At 37.6% G+C, this 18591-nt stretch carries 12 protein-coding genes and 2 pseudogenes; 7 read left to right on the top strand and 7 right to left on the bottom strand.

Going from position 1 to position 18591, the window contains the following annotated elements:
• Nucleotides 1-10: 10 nt before the first annotated feature.
• Nucleotides 11-1282, top strand: a complete 1272-nt coding sequence (locus tag HWV03_RS22650) for an RHS repeat domain-containing protein (RefSeq protein ID WP_255546907.1) — start codon at nt 11-13, stop codon at nt 1280-1282.
• 3 nt (nt 1283-1285) lie between these two features.
• Complete coding sequence (locus HWV03_RS18005; RefSeq protein WP_211677110.1) at nt 1286-1561, top strand: hypothetical protein; 276 nt, start codon at nt 1286-1288, stop codon at nt 1559-1561.
• A gap of 144 nt (nt 1562-1705) precedes the next feature.
• Here the strand turns inward: HWV03_RS18005 and HWV03_RS18000 are convergent, their stop codons facing one another.
• From HWV03_RS18000 to HWV03_RS17985, 4 genes are all read right to left on the bottom strand, one after another.
• A complete protein-coding gene (locus HWV03_RS18000; RefSeq protein WP_255546906.1) occupies nt 1706-3040 on the bottom strand; it encodes an ISNCY family transposase in 1335 nt (444 codons plus the stop codon).
• A 734-nt stretch (nt 3041-3774) separates the two neighbouring features.
• Complete coding sequence (locus tag HWV03_RS17995; protein WP_211677108.1) at nt 3775-4473, bottom strand: response regulator; 699 nt, start codon at nt 4471-4473, stop codon at nt 3775-3777.
• Nucleotides 4474-4494: 21 nt separating this feature from the next.
• A complete protein-coding gene (locus tag HWV03_RS17990) occupies nt 4495-6120 on the bottom strand; it encodes an ATP-binding protein (RefSeq protein ID WP_211677107.1) in 1626 nt (541 codons plus the stop codon).
• Nucleotides 6107-7642, bottom strand: a complete 1536-nt coding sequence (locus HWV03_RS17985; RefSeq protein ID WP_211677106.1) for a HAMP domain-containing histidine kinase — start codon at nt 7640-7642, stop codon at nt 6107-6109. Before HWV03_RS17985 ends, HWV03_RS17990 begins: the two co-directional genes overlap by 14 nt.
• Nucleotides 7643-7908: 266 nt before the next feature.
• On the opposite strand from HWV03_RS17985, the gene HWV03_RS17980 reads away from it, so the two are divergent.
• Nucleotides 7909-8478 carry an outer membrane protein gene (locus HWV03_RS17980; RefSeq protein WP_211677105.1) on the top strand — a complete coding sequence of 190 codons (570 nt, stop codon included), beginning with the start codon at nt 7909-7911 and terminating at the stop codon, nt 8476-8478.
• A 633-nt stretch (nt 8479-9111) separates the two neighbouring features.
• Here the strand turns inward: HWV03_RS17980 and HWV03_RS17975 are convergent.
• Together HWV03_RS17975 and HWV03_RS17970 are read right to left on the bottom strand one after the other, a co-directional pair.
• Nucleotides 9112-13800, bottom strand: coding sequence for a TcdA/TcdB pore-forming domain-containing protein (locus HWV03_RS17975; RefSeq protein ID WP_211677104.1), 4689 nt, complete (start codon nt 13798-13800; stop codon nt 9112-9114).
• 81 nt (nt 13801-13881) lie between these two features.
• Nucleotides 13882-14277 (bottom strand): hypothetical protein, encoded by a 396-nt coding sequence (locus HWV03_RS17970; RefSeq protein WP_211677103.1) that lies wholly within the window; start codon nt 14275-14277, stop codon nt 13882-13884.
• Between the two features lie 311 nt (nt 14278-14588).
• On the opposite strand from HWV03_RS17970, the gene HWV03_RS17965 reads away from it, so the two are divergent.
• From HWV03_RS17965 to HWV03_RS17955, 3 genes are all read left to right on the top strand, one after another.
• On the top strand, nt 14589-14792 hold the full coding sequence (locus HWV03_RS17965) for a helix-turn-helix domain-containing protein (RefSeq protein ID WP_211677102.1): 204 nt from the start codon (nt 14589-14591) through the stop codon (nt 14790-14792).
• A gap of 105 nt (nt 14793-14897) precedes the next feature.
• The gene (locus HWV03_RS17960; RefSeq protein WP_211677101.1) at nt 14898-16223 is read left to right on the top strand and encodes an ISNCY family transposase; all 1326 of its coding nucleotides are present in this window, start codon (nt 14898-14900) and stop codon (nt 16221-16223) included.
• Nucleotides 16224-16561: 338 nt separating this feature from the next.
• On the top strand, nt 16562-17272 hold the full coding sequence (locus HWV03_RS17955) for a phospholipase D family protein (protein ID WP_211677100.1): 711 nt from the start codon (nt 16562-16564) through the stop codon (nt 17270-17272).
• Nucleotides 17273-17286: 14 nt separating this feature from the next.
• Here the strand turns inward: HWV03_RS17955 and HWV03_RS17950 are convergent.
• A pseudogene (locus HWV03_RS17950) lies at nt 17287-17457 on the bottom strand (tyrosine-type recombinase/integrase); the annotation flags it as partial.
• A 114-nt stretch (nt 17458-17571) separates the two neighbouring features.
• Here HWV03_RS17950 and HWV03_RS17945 point away from each other — a divergent pair.
• Nucleotides 17572-18587 (top strand): annotated as a pseudogene (locus HWV03_RS17945) (DUF2235 domain-containing protein).
• The last annotated feature ends 4 nt before the right edge of the window (nt 18588-18591 follow it).

Here is an 18591-nt window from a genome sequence, read left to right as displayed (position 1 = left end):
AGCTAGTAAAATGAAATCAATCAATTTAACCCCGTTAATGATAGGGCTAATCTTTTTCTCTTTGTTTATAGGCAGTATTATAAGTCAACCGGCTCAGGCAGCTCAAGGAAAAACTGTATGGATCCCCATCGCAGTGGGTGATATCACGATCTTTATTCCTGCTATGCCATTCATTCACACTGCTAATCTAGCTCATTCTAGTGGTGGCTATAATCTGACTTGGTCTGCGGTAGCTAACGCTAGCTATTATCAACTCATTATCACCGATGAAAATGGTGAACAACGTATTGTCGAGGTGACAGGAACTAGCTATGTTTTGAGTGGCTTGTCTTTGGGTAGTAATAAGATAGAAGTAAAAGTATGTAATGCCACTGATAGATGCGGGGGAGGTTACTATGTTGGTTCGGCAATAATTAACTCTAAAGTGACTTATCAACATACGGATATGCTTGGGTCTCCGGTACTTGAAACTGATGATCAGGGACAGGTCGTGAGCCGTAGCGTATATGATCCATTTGGTAAGCGTCTTGGTGGTGAAAAAGAAGGTATAGGTTATACAGGTCATCTGCAAGATGAAGACCTAGGTTTAACTTATATGCAGGCACGATACTATGATCCAGTCATAGGTCGTTTCTATTCGAATGACCCTGTTGGTGCTATGGGGCATATTGCTAGCGGAAACTCTGTTCACGGTTTTAATCGTTTTACCTATGCTAACAATAACCCTTATAAGTATGTAGATCCTGATGGAGAATTTGCAATACAACTAACTGCAATATTTGTTGGTACTGTGATTGGCGGTGCTGCCGAGTACATGAATAATCCCGATGCTACACTTAATTCGATTGGCCGTTCGGCTGTAGTAGGCGGTGCCATTGGCCTAGCTACCTCACTTCCTGGCATGGGGGCTTTGGGAACTATGGCTATGGGCGCGGGCGCAAATGCTTCAGGGGAAATGGTAAATCAAATAGCTACAGGGAGTTTTGATGGTAGAAAAGTGCTTACGGCTGGGGTTGTTGGGGTCGTTGGGGGTGCAGTTGCCAAAGGCGCAGCAAAATTGGCTATTGCTAGTCGAGGGTTACCTAATAATACAGCTACTCAGGCTACAACTAGTATGACGGAATCAACATCTCAGCGTGTTCTAGCTGGCTCAAAGTCATTGAGTACCACACCTGGAAATAGAGCTGTATCTGAAGTGAAACTTGGTGGTGCTTATGGCGCTGGGGCTGCCTCTGGAACACAAATATCAGAGTCAATTTGTAAGAATAATGATGGTTGTTAATTAATGAAAAGTTTTAATATTTCTGATGCAAAAACAGAAAAAAGCAGGAAAGTAAGAACGTTAATACATGTTATTAATGCGGTAGTTGTGTCGATTATATTTATGACGTTATTACATTTAGTCGCAGGTTTTTTTAATATAGATCCTAATTTACGTGTACGTGATATGGATGGTAAAATTGTATTTGTTTCTTTAGGTGTAATGCTAATAGGCATTACAGCATTGTTTGGAATATCACTGTTTGTGATTAGTAAATTGTTTGCTAAGTTTAAAATATAACAAGCAGGTATCTTTTTACTTATGCACCCAAACTGTAGTGGTATAGCTAATTTGGCCAAAAGCTAAAAGGCTATAAACTCTGTTAAGGCAAGTTTGAAATGTCACATCGGTTATTTATTTAGACATGTCACATTGTTCATCTCCTTAATCCCGAGATGAACTTGCTTTAAACTCGACGTCAGTAAGGTAAATCGGATTCATCAAACGCTTGGGTGCCTTGCGACTTGTCATTCTTGAGTTGCGGTTACGACTCGGCTCATGCTCTCGTTCATCCTGTGAATGCTTTGCCGCCGCTAATACCGCGCCCAATCGTTTATTACTCACGACTTCAGCTTGCTGAACATGTCTCAGCTTATCAAATATGCTGTATTCAAATGACTCTCCGCAATGTTGAATGGATAGCGTGCCATCGGGATAATCATAAATCATGACCTTTTTACCGACCAAACACTTGGCTTTATCGGTCGGTGTGAGCATATAAATGACTTTATCGTACTGGAGTGTAAGTGATGAAGTTAAGCTGCGGCTCACTTGACGCGCAAATATATCATCAAGCTCTACGTTAGATTCTTGGAGTAGGCGATGCTTATCGTCAGTACTGTGGGGTAAGCACGCAAAGCGTGCGTTATGGAGTGAAATATAGTGTGGAACCCAGGCATTCGCTTCTTCAATCGTATTGATACCAGCAAGCCTCATCTCCTTGATTAATCTATCTTGCAGAGTGTAATTTGCACGCTCAACACGTCCTTTAGCTTGTGAGCTATTAGCACAAATAAGCTCGATATTTAACTCGTATAACGCTCGGCTATACTGCGTCATTTGCTTGCTTGTTTTACGACTAGGACTGTTGATTTTAAAGACGGAATGCTTGTCGCTATAGAGTGCAATTGGCTTCCCATATTCAGAAATATACTGACGGGTTACGTTCATATAATCATAGGTGGTTTCAGCTTCACAGAAATAAAGGGACATTAATTTACTTGTCGCGTCATCAATAAATACGAGTAAACAGCATTTAGGTGAACGGCCTTCGAACCAATCATGATGAGAACCATCGATTTGAATTAATTCGCCAACACAATCTCGTCGATATCGGGGCTGATAGATTTGCCGTTTTTTGCGACGGCGAACAGTCCACAAGCCATCTGCGACCATCCATTGACGGAGCGTTTCACTAGATAGCTTGATGTTGTGATTATCTAATAGTTTTTCACAAGCAAATGTGGGTTTGAAGTCGCTGTATTTATCTTTAACTATGTTGAGGATTTGTTCTCTAAATTCGGCTGGATAGCGCCGATTGCTCGGCATGTTACGGCGCTTAGATACTAATCCAATATCGCCATGAAGGCGGTATGTATTAACAAGTCGCTGAATATGTCTGCGGGTTAGATTCAGCAGTGTAGCGGCCGCTACTTGAGTGATCCGCTTATGACAAATATCTTTAATAACACCTAAACGATGCAGTTCTTTTTCGCTCATAGTAATCAACATGGCACAACTCGATGCTTGGATTAGTTACGACCAAGTATACCAAAATGTGACATCTCTAAATTGTTAGAATGTGACATTACTATATTGCACTTACAAGGCTTTACATGCAGATTGCGCATAACGCATGTTATGTTAATCGGATGTGAGGGCTTCAGCTAAAAGCCTTCACTTGCCCTACAAAACCTAATGACTATGTAACTCTAACAAAGTTATGTCCAAGAATGAGTTAGCTAGCCTGATCCTGTCCTTGCTAAATCACATTCTTTAGCCAGAGCGTGTGAACAAATTCATTTACTGCTCTAACCCTCCTCTGATTATAGTGCTGTACAATAATGGCTAGCATTTAGATAAGAGCCAGAACTAGTTGTAAAACGTGGTCACAAACTTAATTAAATTTACAGTGTTTTTTATTTGGAGGTTGAAGTTAAGTGTCACAAACTTAATTCGAAATATCTAGACTCTAAAGCTATGATTTTTAGATACCTTAAGTCACAATCTTAATTAACAGTCATCAGTCGTAGCCGAGTAATTAAAATTTAGACAAAGGTAATTAAAAATAGACAAACTTCGGTTTGTCTATTTTTTTGTCCAGAAAGTAACTTCCCCCCAAACTGTAACGGTCAACCTAAATTGGAAAGCTGATGGACATAACAGCTCTCTTAATCCATGTTGGAGGAATGCGGTCGTCTTAGGTATGCGGTAAATTGGCATAGTTGGCTATTCTACCAGGCCCCCGGAGCTAATACGTATCCTTTATTTCTGATGGTTTTAAAGCGAGGGCTTACCTGGTCGTTATCGAGGAGTTTTTTTCTTAATTGGCTTATTCTGTTATCAATGCCTCGTTCTAAACCATCAAATTCCTTGCCAAACAGTTGAATAGAAATTTGAGCACGAGACAGTATTTGTCCTGCATTTTTCGCCAGTATTTCTAATAGATCAAATTCTGCGCTAGTGAGGTGTATGTTGATGTCATTTAGAGTGACTCTTCGATTGAGTGAATCGATAGATAACGCACCAAATTGAATGAGTTGTGTCGGTGCTTGTGCCTTTGGGGAGCTGGTTCTACGTAAAAATGATTTTATTTTGGCTAATAAAAGGCGAGGTTTGACTGGTTTTATCAGATAGTCATCTGCACCAACTTCTAGCCCGACAATTTGATCTATGTCGTCTTCTTTTGCTGTGAACATTAAAATATAACCGTTATAAGAGGAACGAACATCACGACATATACTGATACCATCTTTTCCGGGCAACATGACATCGAGCAACACTAAAGAGGGTTGATCAGCCAATATTCTTTTTTCTGCAAGTAATCCATTTGACTCATAAGTGGCATTGAAGTTTTCTTGTTGCAGGTAGTCACAAATAGACTCTGCGATATCAATATCATCTTCAATGACTAGAATACTTTGACGGTTCATTATTACTTCCACTTAAACAAATTAACATGATGTTGTTATGGGGAGTATAATCTTTACTTTTACCCCTCCTGAATGGCAGTCTTCAATCCATACTTGGCCATGATGCCAGATAACAATTTGTTTAACAATTGCGAGCCCAAGCCCTGTTCCACCGGAATTACGCGAGCGACTGTGATCCAACCTAAAAAATGGTTCAAACACTTTCTTCTTATATTTATCTTCAATTGATAAACCGTCATTTTCAATCGTAATGAGACACTCATTGTCACGTATTTCGGTGTGCACATTGATGGTATTTAAAGAATGTTTATAGGCATTTCTAATCAAGTTATCAATCATTCTGTTGAAATAAAAAGGCGCGATTGATACATGTATTTTAGGTGATAAATGGACAACATTAATGATGATGTCTTTCTCGTCATCTATCCATTCTGGACTTGTATTATCGAACCATGCTGTCAGTTCGGTAGTGACTAATTCAAAGTTAGGTCGTTCTTGGTCAAAGCGTGCATATAACTCCATTTCATCAGACATTATTCGTATTTCTGAAGTGGCTTTTTCAATACGATGTATCTGTTTTTCTCGCTGTTTTGGCGAAGGGTCTCTAAGTAACTCAATAGCAAATTCAATTCTTGTTAGCGGCGTTCTCAGTTCATGAGAAACGGCATTATTCAACATGATATTATTCTCATATAGCGTCTCAACTTTGTTTGCCATCTTGTTAAATGTCGTGGCTAACCCATTTAAATTGCTGCCTTTAAAAATGGCAGAACGGCTAGATAGATCACCATTACCAAAGTTTCTTGTCGCTTTGAGTAGAGAAGCGGAGGTACGCCAAGAGGGATATAACCAGATGCTCAAAGGTAGCAAAATTAATACGCCGATGATGATAAAAAATCGCATTAATAGATCATTGTTAATGCTTTCTTCGATCACGCTGTTAATTGGTCCAATAGCAATAACGGTATTGTGATTGGGCATTTTTTTTAAAACATATTCAGGAATATCATTTTGGTTGAGGGGCTCAATATACTGAAAAACAATCTTTTCCTTGAGCAAATCTTGGCGTTGGATTTCGGATATTCTGCTGTCATTTAAGGCAATCATTTTAATATCGACGGCAAAATAGAGGTCTATTTGTGCCATTCTGGCTGGCCAATCGGCCGAAGACATCGTTAATAAATCTTGAACAATGAGGTTTAAAATGGCGGTAATCTCATCTTGTTGTGCTGTTTGATAAATTGGGGCTGCATTATCTATATCGCCAATGACCAAAATTAAATCATTATTGTCCAGTTGATAGTAGAGTTCTGATTTTTTTAAATCAAACAAGGTTTGACCTTGTTCTAACGCTTTGAATTGCTCAGAGGTGAGTAATAACTGGTTTTTGTTTTTCAGTATCAACGCATAGTTGAATTGGGTTTGCAGTTGAGCCAGTGTTTCAATTTGTTTATCAGGTTTAATCAAATTGAGTTGCTCTGCTAGCAAATAGATAGAGCCAGCAGAGCGATAGGTTTCAATCGCTTCAACATGGCCTGATTGATTACGCCAAAACGAGTTTAGAGTCGGTATAAGAAAAGAAAAGCTGATAAAAACAGACAATGAAATGATAAATATTAACTGGATTAATAAATTACGAAAGAACATTGGGTATCTCCAATGTTATTGTACCGTTTGAATGATTACGCAAAATCTGGCCTTTGTACTGTTGAGCAAGTAGTAAAAGATATTTTTCATTTAGATTCGTAAGCATCTTGGTGTCTGTTTCATGGTCACTTTGATAGATAGTTACCTGACTCACTTGCTGGCTGATGATTAAATGCAGCTCTAATGCGTGTGGTGCCTGTGTTGAAAGCCTCAGCATACTCAAGATAGCTTTATCAAGATAATAAGGTTCGATATACGTTAGGATCCCTGACTCAATGTCACTTGCCGAATGATTGATAACAGTCAGTTTGCTATCAAGCTTTATTTGCCATTGCTGTGCTTGTTTATTTATCCACTCACTAAACTCAATGGCCATATACTGGCAGTTGTCTTTTTCTCGATTGAATTTCCCAATGAGAAGAATTAACGACGTAATATCGCGCATATCATTAACCGACTGCTCCATTTGGTCTAATGCTTCGTTTTGTTGTTCGCCTTTTTTGTATTTTTCTAACTGTTGTTCAATTTTGTCTAAGGGCTGTTTGAGTGCTTTTGAAGATGTATAGATAAGCTGTTGATTATCACAAAAAAGCTGCTCAGTTCTTTGCGCCATCAGGTTAAAAGTGCGAGCTTGAGGGTTGAGCAAACTCGCAAAAAGGGTAGGCATTCGACTGGTATAATCTTGCGCTCTGAACTTGCTGGTTATTTGGTTTAAGTAGTGAGTCGATCGCCAAGTAGGTAGCAACGATAACAGCAATATCAATGCATTGAACATTCCGATACTGAGCAAGATAGAGAAATTGCCAATAATCAATTTATCGGTGATAAAGGGGGCGATTGGACCACCGGATAATACACTCCCATTGGAGAGCTGTTGATAAAATCGATCAATACCCGAACCATATTCATGATCATTCAGAGTAGTTTGAGTCAGTAACTGTCCTTGCTGAAGTTGTTTAATCTCATCTCTGGTTAAAAGCAAATCATCAATAGACAGGATCTCTATTGGATAGCGAAAAATGGTCGTTAATTGTTGAGTTAAGGTATCCCATTGCTCAATGGGGGTCTGGTTAAATTTTTGGATAAGTAAAAACACAGTCCCCTTAATTTCACGTTGAGAGTGGGACAAGCTCGCCTCGTTTGGCGTATCAGGATTACCGATGACAAGCACTTGGTTATTTGCTAACAGCTTGTATGAGTACAGTGTTTCTGGATGAACCCAGAAGTTATTTTGTTTCAATGTACTTAATTGCACTTTAGTGAGGTTGAGTTCACTAAACGTTTGCACCTTTACAGCGTAGGGAAAATCATCCAAATTAACACTATTCGAGCCATCTTTATTTGCTTGTGAATTCAATTGTTCTGCCAGTATATTTGCCACGCCTTGACTTCTTAAAGTCTGAAACTTAATTTTTCCTGGTTGTAACCAAAGAGGCTCTAATAGCGGCATCACATAATTTGGTACAGCATAAAAAAGCAACAGCATAATAGTTAATAGTTGTACGATAAAAAAACGGTTCAATACTTATCCCTCGTATCGGCAATATGTTGCAATCCTATCACTTTAAATCTTGTCGATAGATGTAAAGTGTCTGGTTTTTTCGAGTTTTGTCTGGTTTTGTCTTCATGTTTAAATACTCATCCCCTATATATCAAATGGTTATGAATATACCCCATCGTATTCTCAGACATAATAAGACATTTAAACAGGTTCCTTGAAACTCTAATTATCGAATATTGATATTATGATTTTGACATAAAATTGCGTTATTTAATTGGAGAAATGGAATGAACAAGAGTGTTGGATTGATTATTGGAATGCTTGCTTCTGGCATCGTGCAGGCAAATGGATGGACCGGTAATATAAATGTTTTTTCCGGTAATAAGTCATTAGACAGTGATTGGGGGAAGTTTGATTCACAGGGTGAATTTGGCATTATCAGTGATGTTGGGCACCAAAGTTGGCCTTTTGTTATTGCGATTGATGTTTTTGTTTCTGCCGATGATGATAAAAATAATGAAAGTTCCAGTGATTCTCATGTTGATGCTGTAACGTCCGAGGTTATGGTTGGTATTAGACGTTATTATGATTTTAATTACGCCATTTCCCCCTACGTGGGAGGCGGGATCACTTCAGGTTATGGATATCGAGAGATTAAACAATCCGATGGTACGTATAAGGATGAAGATGATCGAGGTTTTGGACTTTGGATCGGTGGGGGGGTAGTGTGGAGACCATTGGAGCACTTCAATGTCGGTTTTGATGTTCGTTACTCGAATGTCGAGGTTGATCTGTTTGGAGAGGATCTAGGTGCAGGAGGGCTTCATACGGGCTTCACTGCTGGGTATCATTGGTAGCTGTATTACCCTTTGGATCATAAAAAACGAGACTGGATTAGGTTGATAGATGGACCAAAACCGTATATAGCATTGAACATCAAATAGGAGATATTTTCACAGCTAGTGCTTATGCCGAGGCCAATAATAGTTTGATAGTCCTTTTAGATAGGTCTTTGGGAATGTTAGAAATGGGGAGAAAAAGGTTAACTGAGATTTGTGGTTCTAGCCTTCTTCTGAGTATAGTGTTGTAAGGTGTGAGTAAACTGGGGGCGATTCACAGTTTTATTCTTTAGCGGCATAATTGTATCTGAGGAAAAGTGCCTCTTAAATTTAGAACCTACAATCTGAGTTTGCGACATAACCCAAAAAAGTGGTCGATGCCGATCCATAACTGGAAAGCAGCCATGAATCGTTTTATCATTGAATTTGAAGACCGATTAAAAGATCATCTCTAAAATGGTAATTACACAGAATCATTTACAGGGTCCAATGTAGAAATATATGACTGTCATTACAGTTAAGAATAAGCCATAAATACCAGCCTATGTTTAAGGTAAGGAACATTGAAATTCCTTACCTTGCACCATAAACGGCGATGCCTCATCTAAGGTTAAGTAAATTTATATCCATCAGAATAGACAGAACTCAGCATCACATTTTAATACTACCAATAGCTATTAGCCGAAGTTTATCTATCATATTAATAACATCTGATAACTCATGTTGATCGGTATTAGATCCTGAGTTCAAATAATTAAGCGCATTGAACCATAAACTTATAGGATACTCAACGCCTGCAATTTTAAGTTTAGACAAACGTCCTTTAGACCCCTCTTTAACAGATATAACAGACACACTATCCTTAACATGATCTATGCTTAATCCACCATCTTTGATAGACAAAGAAAAATCATCTATTTCACCTGCTACGATGAACTTAGAAAACGGTGCATTACTTTGTATGCTAATAACTTTATAATGTTTGAGATCTTCCTGTATAATACTTACAACTTCTTTATTATTATTAACCAATATTTCTAAGTAGTCGACCTGATCCAATAACGGTAGCTGCTGAAAATCTCCACTACGTCGCTTACTTGTCATTAAAAATGCTAATTGAGGATTTTTCAACATTATTGATTGATAATAACCAATGACATTATCGATATTCCCCTTTATTTCATGGAGCGCATTTGTCACTGTATTTAATACATATGAAGTATTGCCATTCTCATCACCAAGTCCAATAAAGTTAAATTTATCTGTTCTTGTTTGATTGTTGAGTGTGATATGCTTTTCTTGATCCATTAAGTACCAAGATATCTCGTTACTTTCTTCAGAATTGACTGTGATCACCGAAGGTAACGTAAAGTCATAATGCTCTTTTGCACGATTTATTTTCTCACTGAAGTTAACCCCATTATTAAATAAATCAGCAGATACACCAATTAATGCTTTATTGCCTTTTTCATCGACACTGACAAAATGGCCGTCTTCAGTTTGAATAACTATCGTTGAACCTTTCATTGATGCAGATTTAATATTTCCTTTAAACGCAGTGCTTATTTCTGCATCGAAAATATCTTGATCATCATTCAATCGCAGCTCCCCATCATGCTCAAAGGTAAATTTCGAAAGCGCTTGACTGTATAAACTATGATCTGAAAAATTAAATATCCAAGATTTTGTTTTTTCCATATTACTACCAAGGTACTTAATATTCTTACCGATAAGGTTCTTACCTATAATCGCAATATCTTCTAGGTTAGAGTCATACCACGCATTCAAAACAGTATCTTGACTATCTTTAATACCAACAAGTACAATATAATCGAACCTCTCTTTTTTATTTTTCAGTAACACCTCTATATTACTAATTAGCTTACTTTTTACATCGATTTGCTCACCTGTCGATGCATGTTTTAGCCAATCTTTACTTACTCCCATCAGATATGCGTTACCTAAATTATCCATTTCATATAATACGCCGTCTTTATCTTTTAATAATAACGAGTTATCATTTGAAAAAACACTCTCTATTTTTATATTATCAGCCATTCTTATTGCTTTGGGACTCGCTAATAACCCTTGCCCTTTCTGAAGAAAAAGGTATCCATTGTTATGACTATAAAAATAAAACGAATTATTATTATTTTCTTTAACCAAAGTTAAGTCTTGATAATCTGCTGGAATAGTCGTGCCAAAATTAGCTCGAACTATATCAAAGTGGTCCGATTCTTTCCTAAACATCCAATATAAATTACGCTTAGTATCATCCGATGTTGAACCTGTAGCTGTTCTTGAAATAAAGATACGATCTGATAGTGATGCTTCAATAATAGCATCAGGTTTTAAGTTTATTTGACTGGTAAACCCCTGTTGGGACAATAACACTTCGACATCTACGTTATTGCTATTTATATCGAGGTAATCAGATATCGTATCATCATTCTTTATCGATACCAGTTCTAGTTTTTCATTATGTAATCTGTAAGTATATATAATATCGTCATCACTATCGTCTGCATTCTGAGTGATACTAAAATAGATAACGCCATTTTCAAACCAAGCACCTGACGTTGTAAAATCCCCTCCCTCTTTCGCGGAGAAATGAGGCTTATATACAGCTTTTACATCACCAGAATTTATATCGACCTGCCATAAAAACGCCTCTTCAGGGTTAAATAAATATGCAGTCCCTATTTTATCTACATCTGTAACCATTCCTTCATTTTTATCTTTATAATCGATATAAACAAGTTTCGATCCCTTTAGAAAGTCATTCATGTCTTGTCTATTGGTATAGATCACTTGTTCATGTGCTGAATCATAGAAAGCGACACCAAATTTTGTACCGTCCTTCTGATAGTTATCAAGCTTAATAATATTACCATGTAATTTTTTATCATGGATCAATTGACTAATACCTTCTTCTAAAGAAGTGTCATTACCATACTCTTCTACATCAATTTCTGACGTTTCCAGATCGTTAGCTTCAAGATCCAAGTAATATACACTACCCGTATCATCAGTCAGATAAATTGAATCAAAAAATTCATCTCTATTATTTATTTCAACGTTAATGCCATTAATGTTGAACCCTTTAGCATTAAACTCTAGGTCACTAATATTTTGTTTACCAAAATTAATAAACCAATTAGACATACTATTATTGCCTACAAGACTTAAGGATGCCCCTTTATTAGCGATGATAGAATAATTACCGCCCAATCCTTGTAATTCATACGTAATATAACCTTTCATCGTCTTTAACCCTGCTGTAGACAAATAGTCTGGCATGATTAAAGTTCTATCGATACCATCTAATACAACCTTAATATGAGTACTTACATATTCCTGTGTAATAGATTGCATAATTTTTTCTGAAGGCCATATATAGTAGTCAAAACAGAAGTCTCTTTGCTTTCTATTTTCGATATCTCTAAGTATGCTAAACCCTTTATCATGTTTAGCAAATGCAAATGGCAACATATTCCAATTATATGAGATGTATGACTTAGGTGTATAGGGTAAATAAAGAGGTTGATGTCTTACTGGAAGACCAATTGGAGCATCAGAATCAACACCGTTCATAGAATGTCGAACGTTTATTGCCTTGGATCTATCATGGATCATATACGGTGCATTCTGCGACTTTATCCAATTATCCGATTGATGACAATGGGTAGAATTCCCAGTACTATAAATATATTGACTATCATAACTAAGCTTTTCACTATCAAGATCTATTTTTGATATAACCGCACCAGGGCTCGGTAACCAGACCTGTGATTCAGAGTCAAGGTAGTAGCCTTGCTGGTATGCCTTATCAACACTATCAAAATATAACCCAACGGATTTAGCATCATCCGAAACTCCACCATAAGCATTAGCCAAACTTATAATTCCTTGACCTAAACCTGCCAAAGGTACCAAGAATCCTGATACCATTGAAGTGCCAACAAGACTTACCGCTTCAAAACCCAATGACGCAGCTACACCTGGAATAAGGCTCGCGACGGAAGTCACTAAAAAAGTAGAATCAAAAAAAAGCTGTGAGCCAAAAACAGCCTTCTGTCTATCAGTCTGCGCATAATGAATTTGGAAAGCATCCATAATTACACCGGCAGCAAACTCAATGCCAAACACACTGGTAAAGGCGACAGTTGCCGGACTTGCGATCATCTCGATGTCAGAAAAAATACGCACAAATTCATTGATACTAGCAACGACACCTGTTCCCATCTGTATATCATATAAATACTCATGAGCTTTAACTGCACGGTATAGATTATTATGGATTTGGCTATCTACATTTGTTTTTCTTGCTTCATCAAAGTAATTGATAACTTGTATTATACTAAAAGCAACATTAAGTGAACCTAAATCAGAGATATTTTCTTCCATCATCTCTTTAAACTCTAAAATGCTCTCATCTTCAGTCTGAACGACTACTATTTCATTAGTATCCACATTAACAAAAGAAACTTCTATTTCTCTATTAGCACCATCCCCAGCAACTCTTTTAATGCTACCTATCACTGGTACCATATCACCATTTAAACTATCATTCTCAATAATTAGTTCTTCAATCGCATTACTAAATTCACTCGCGACATCTATGAACTTAGATTCATCATTCTCATTAATGTCATCGGCTACGTTGTTTAAATTTTTTAATTTATTTTCCTGTATCTTTGATTCAACGTCCTCACCCGCTATTTCATATGTATTAATGTGCTCTCCATTAATCGTGTAACCAGCATCAGTAAGAAAGCTATCGTTATATATTGCCATTTTCCCCCAATCCACCCAGATATCTTCCCCACTTTGAAGACCGAGAATATCAAGAATATCCTGATTTACCTCCACCATCTGATTACCAACAATTTTATAGTAGGGTTTAGATACTTTTGATGCCATAGGCAAGGAACCGTATAACTCTTCAAATTTAGTCCCATTGATCACCCATTCGTTATATACTTTTTCACCTTTTTCATTAAGTATCGTTAATGGGTCTTCATTTCTAGCAATAACATCGTCATTTTTAACCAGCTTATTATTCTTTGTTTCTGCAACTAGCTTTCCATCTTTAACAATCCAAGTTGTAAAAGATTTACCTATTTCTTCTGCATTAGGCCTCCTTGCATAAGTCGGTGCCTTTTTAAAATACCAAGGGCTCTGTTCAAGCAAAGCAAGAATTTCAGAAAATTCTAGTGGCTTAGGTAAGTCTTTATCGACTTCTGTAGCGAATAGAGGGAGTGGAGTGGAGCTGTAGCTTACTGATGGATAAAAATATGACAGACTTATAACTAATAGGGTTAATTTAGTGTAATTCACGTGACATCCTTTCTTAAATGATAAGTACTCATATTTCACGATATACTTATCACAAACCTAAAATATTACTTATTATTTTATTTACTTTAGCAAGGTAACTTGATCGAAGCTTTCACACTTACCATTGCTAAGGTTATGTGAATACAGTGTAATTTCATGACCAAGAAAATACGCTGATTTTATGGCGTCATACATAACTCGACCTTGAGGATCACCAAGACTTGACGAGCTCTTAATACCTATCCAGCATTGCGTACCCGTACTGGTATCGCATCTAATATGGTTTTGAGATTTATTCCAATTATTAGACTCGATTCGCACAGATAAATTATCTGATGCACGAGACGGAGATTTATCACTCCCCATTTGACCAACATTAAGTCCCGTTATTGTTCCTGTAACACATTCACCAGAATCAGAATCAGCAGAATTAGCACTCGATGACAGGACCAACAAAATTAATAAACATTTTCTCATTTTATTTTCTCATTATTTAATTTTAAATTTAACGTTATTTCTACACGATAGTTTACAGAATTATACTTATTTTCAGCCATAACAAACAAGCAAATTTTGTTATAAAAAAATTATAAAAATGTTAACCTAACATGAAAAGCGAGATGCTACATAATTGTTAGCCAAATGTAAGACTATTTGTGTTTTGTTGACATATTATAATTGTTAACCCAATATAGTAATGTCACATTTCCCCAACTTAGAGATGTCACATTCTGATAGGATTAGTTCCATTACTAATCCTATCAGAGCTATGTGTCATGTTGTTTGCTATGAACCAAAAAGAATTAAATCGTGTTGATGTTATTCGTGACGTTTGTGAGAAGCGATTAACTCAAGAAAATGCTTCAAACACCCTTAATTTAACGCGAAGACAGGTTCAACGGTTAGTTAACAAATACCGTGAAAACGGTGCGTCAGGGTTAGCCTCATTGCAAAGAGGAAAACCAAGTAATCGACGTTTCTCACCATGTTAACCCAATATAGTAATGTCACATTTCCCCAACTTAGAGATGTCACATTCTGATAGGATTAGTTTCCATTACTAACCCTCTTTAGAGCTATGTGTCATGCTGTTTGCTATGAATCAAAAAGAATTAAATCGTGTTGATGTTATTCGTGACGTTTGTGAGAAGCGATTAACCCAAATAAATGCTTCAAACGCCCTTAACTTAACGCGAAGACAGGTTCAACGGTTAGTTAACAAATACCGTGACAACGGTGCATCAGGGTTAGCCTCATTGCAAAGAGGACAGCCAAGTAATCGACGTTTCTCACCAGCGTTCAAACGACATACGTTGAGTATTATCAAAGATAAATACGCGGATTTCGGGCCTACATTTGCGAATGAGAAATTACTCGAACAGCATGGTATCAAGCTGTCATCAGAGACATTACGGCACTGGATGATTGACGAAGGCTTATGGAAGTCCCGTGCGAAACCTAAGCCAAAGACTTACCAACCCAGGTATAGGCGAGAGTCTTTAGGTGAGCTTATTCAAATTGATGGCTCACATCATGACTGGTTCGAAGGTCGTGCAGATAAATGTTGTCTATTGGTATTTATTGACGATGCCACCGGTAGATTAATGACATTATGCTTCAGTGAAGTGGAATCAACATATGATTACATGAATGCGACACGGGAATATATTGAGCAACATGGCAAGCCCATCGCTTTTTACAGCGACAAGCATTCTGTCTTTAGAATCAATAAGAAAGCGCCTCTTAGTGGTAATCAGATGACACAATACGGTCGTGCCTTGTATGAATTAAATATCGATTTAATTTGTGCTAACAGCTCTCAAGCTAAGGGGCGAGTTGAAAGAGCAAACAAAACCCTACAAGACAGGCTAATCAAAGAAATGCGACTTGCAGGCATTGATTCAATGGAGCAAGCGAACGCGTGGCTGCCTATTTTCATTGCAGATTTCAATCACCGCTTTGGTCGAGCGCCGCATAGTTTAGAAGAAGCACACCGTCCATTACGGGAAAGTTCAGAAGAACTCGACGACATATTCGCGCGTCAAAAGACCCGTAAGGTATCGAACGCGTTAACATTGCAATACGACAAAGTGGTTTACCTGATAGAGCCTACGGATGCGACAGCGCGTTTAGGAGGTAAGAACGTCATGGTATACGACTACCCGGATGGCACATTGAGCATAAAGCATTGTGGTAAGGCATTGCCTTACCACGTGTTCGATAAACTGCGACAGGTTAATCAAGGTGCGGTTGTTGATAACAAACGGTTGGGTGCGGCCCTGTCTTTTGCTAAACGCAGTCAGGAAGAAAGAAGTGACACGTTGGAGCGAACGAGAAGCGCGCAAACGTTCAGCCGAACAGCACAAAAAAGAGCACGACAAATCAATCCTATTTTACGCGAACCATTAAAACCGGATAAGTAACCAATGTGACATTCCTATCTTGGTGAACTATGTGACATTTCTAACTTGCTTTAACAGCCAATGTAGGTCCCAGTTAGAGATGTCATGTTAGAACCGTATTTCTGACAGTTTAATCCGTTAAATATCCCACATATCACCAAGATGATTTTGCACTATTTTGGTGAATATGCCTTTCGAGCTAACTCTAATTTAAATGTCTATTTTCAATGCTTATTTAAATATTTTATCCAAGACGTATTTCTAGGTAGCAGGGGGTTTTTCATGCCATTGTTTTCAGGTTATTCACATGTTAACTTTATCTTATTACTCAGTTTTTATTGATAAGGATTTCAAATCAGATGGCTAAATTTCTAAATACAAGCGCGACTAATTACTATCTTGAAGAATTAATTAAGGGTGCATCCGAACGCTTGGTTTTGATTAGTCCGTATCTCAAGCTGAATGATCGCATCAAAGAGTTATTAGAAGATAAGAACCGATTAAAGATAGATGTTCGCATTGTATATGGTAAAAGTGAGCTACAGCCAAACGAAATTAATTGGTTAAAGGAACTGACCTTTATTAGAACTAGTTTTTGTAAAAACCTACATGCTAAATGCTATCTAAACGAAGAATCATGCATTATAACAAGCCTCAATTTATATGAATTTAGCCAAGTGAATAATAACGAAATGGGTATACATGTTTCTCGTAATGAAGATGCAGTTATGTATAAAGATGCCTACGAAGAGGCTCAACGGATCATCCGTATTAGTGATGAAATTCGTATCTCATTAGAAAAAATAGTGCCTAAAGAATCACCAGAAATTGAAGTCAGCGAAAACATTAATGATACTGACATAGCAAAATTAACATCATCAAAACTTGCTAAGAAACTCGGACTTAAAACACCAGATTTAATTGAGAAATTAACTTCTGTAGGTTATTTGTCTCTGATTGATGATAAGCACTCACTTACAGATAAAGGTAAGGATGTAGGTGGTGAATTTAAATATAGTAAGCGTTTTGGTGCCTATTTTATGTGGCCTGAGAATACAGTTATTAATTAACCAACGAATTAAACCTAATCCGCATCCTCTAAATGCTCTGGTGCAAAATATGAATATTTCATCGTATCAAGAATTGATGCGTGACCAAGTATTCGCTGCAGCACCAGAATATTCCCGCCATTAATCATAAAGTGACTCGCAAACGTGTGCCTTAAAACATGGCTCATTTGCCCTTTGGGTAATTCAAATCCTGCTCGTTCCAACAGTATGAATAATATTGCGCTTCTTTAGAAATATAATTCCATCGCAAACAAATAAACTCCTAACGATAAATAGCCGTTCATCACATAGGAGGAAGCATGAGTAAAAACATTATTCTTTGTCTAGATGGTACATGGAGTAAACCAGATGAGGATCCGCATGCAGTAAACGAAGAAACTAATGTTCGGAATTTGTGGGAGATCTTAGATAAAACCCAACCAAAGCGGCAAGTGGTGTATTACGACGAAGGCGTCGGCTCGGACTGGTACAATCGTCTCATTGGTGGGATATCAGGGTGGGGGCTGGCTAAAAACATAAGAGAAGCCTATTTCGAATTATGTGAACATTATGAGCATGGCGATAAAATCTTTATTTTCGGCTTTAGCCGAGGCGCATATACCGCCCGTTCACTCGCTGGTATGATCTACAGTTGTGGATTGTTAAATAAAGACCGGCTTACTGAGACGGCGATTGAACATGCTTTCGATGTTTATAAGCATGCAGATAACCACGAAAAAAACAGCTTTAAACAAAATAATATCATGTGTCAGATCGAAGTGATTGGCGTATGGGACACTGTCGGTTCGCTTGGTATCCCTATCGGGTTCTTAAAAGAAATCACTCATCAATATCTTCAATTTCATGATACAAAACTTAACAAAGATGCTTTGCATGCATACCATGCCGTATCAATCGATGAGCAGAGGAAACGTTTAAGCCTACCTTATGGGCAACGCGTGCTGGTACTGATAATCAAGTTATAGAGCAGGTTTGGTTTTCGGGCGTTCATGCTGATGTCGGTGGGGGATACAAAGAAAGGCACCATTCTAATGTCGCATTTAATTGGATGATAGCCAAAATAAAACACAAAGTAGAATTAGATATTCGTCATTACCCTTACCCTGAAGATGTATCGAAAAAAATACATGATTCATACAAATTTTACTACGGAGGAAAGGAGCCAAGGGTCGCATCGGTAACCGATATAAATACCCCAAGTGTCCATGTCTCTGTACTCCAAAAATTAAAGCTCATTGTTGACTACATACCACTCGCGTTAGTTGATCTTAACAGTAGGAGCGGACTTGAACCTTATAGGGTTAATTTAGTGTAATTCA

The organism is Moritella sp. 36 (assembly GCF_018219415.1).
Classification (GTDB): domain Bacteria; phylum Pseudomonadota; class Gammaproteobacteria; order Enterobacterales; family Moritellaceae; genus Moritella.
The sequence above is the reverse complement of the archived record's forward strand: the minus strand, read 5'-3'. Positions and strand labels throughout refer to the sequence as shown.

Excerpts from the sequence above, each read along its gene's own strand:
- HWV03_RS17955 (WP_211677100.1), top strand. The coding sequence starts at position 16,562 with ATGGCTAAATTTCTAAATACAAGCGCGACTAATTACTATCTTGAAGAA.
- HWV03_RS17970 (WP_211677103.1), bottom strand. The coding sequence starts at position 14,277 with ATGAGAAAATGTTTATTAATTTTGTTGGTCCTGTCATCGAGTGCTAAT.
- HWV03_RS18000 (WP_255546906.1), bottom strand. The coding sequence starts at position 3,040 with ATGAGCGAAAAAGAACTGCATCGTTTAGGTGTTATTAAAGATATTTGT.
- HWV03_RS17965 (WP_211677102.1), top strand. The coding sequence starts at position 14,589 with ATGAACCAAAAAGAATTAAATCGTGTTGATGTTATTCGTGACGTTTGT.
- HWV03_RS17960 (WP_211677101.1), top strand. The coding sequence starts at position 14,898 with ATGAATCAAAAAGAATTAAATCGTGTTGATGTTATTCGTGACGTTTGT.
- HWV03_RS17995 (WP_211677108.1), bottom strand. The coding sequence starts at position 4,473 with ATGAACCGTCAAAGTATTCTAGTCATTGAAGATGATATTGATATCGCA.
- HWV03_RS18005 (WP_211677110.1), top strand. The coding sequence starts at position 1,286 with ATGAAAAGTTTTAATATTTCTGATGCAAAAACAGAAAAAAGCAGGAAA.
- HWV03_RS17990 (WP_211677107.1), bottom strand. The coding sequence starts at position 6,120 with ATGTTCTTTCGTAATTTATTAATCCAGTTAATATTTATCATTTCATTG.
- HWV03_RS17980 (WP_211677105.1), top strand. The coding sequence starts at position 7,909 with ATGAACAAGAGTGTTGGATTGATTATTGGAATGCTTGCTTCTGGCATC.
- HWV03_RS22650 (WP_255546907.1), top strand. The coding sequence starts at position 11 with ATGAAATCAATCAATTTAACCCCGTTAATGATAGGGCTAATCTTTTTC.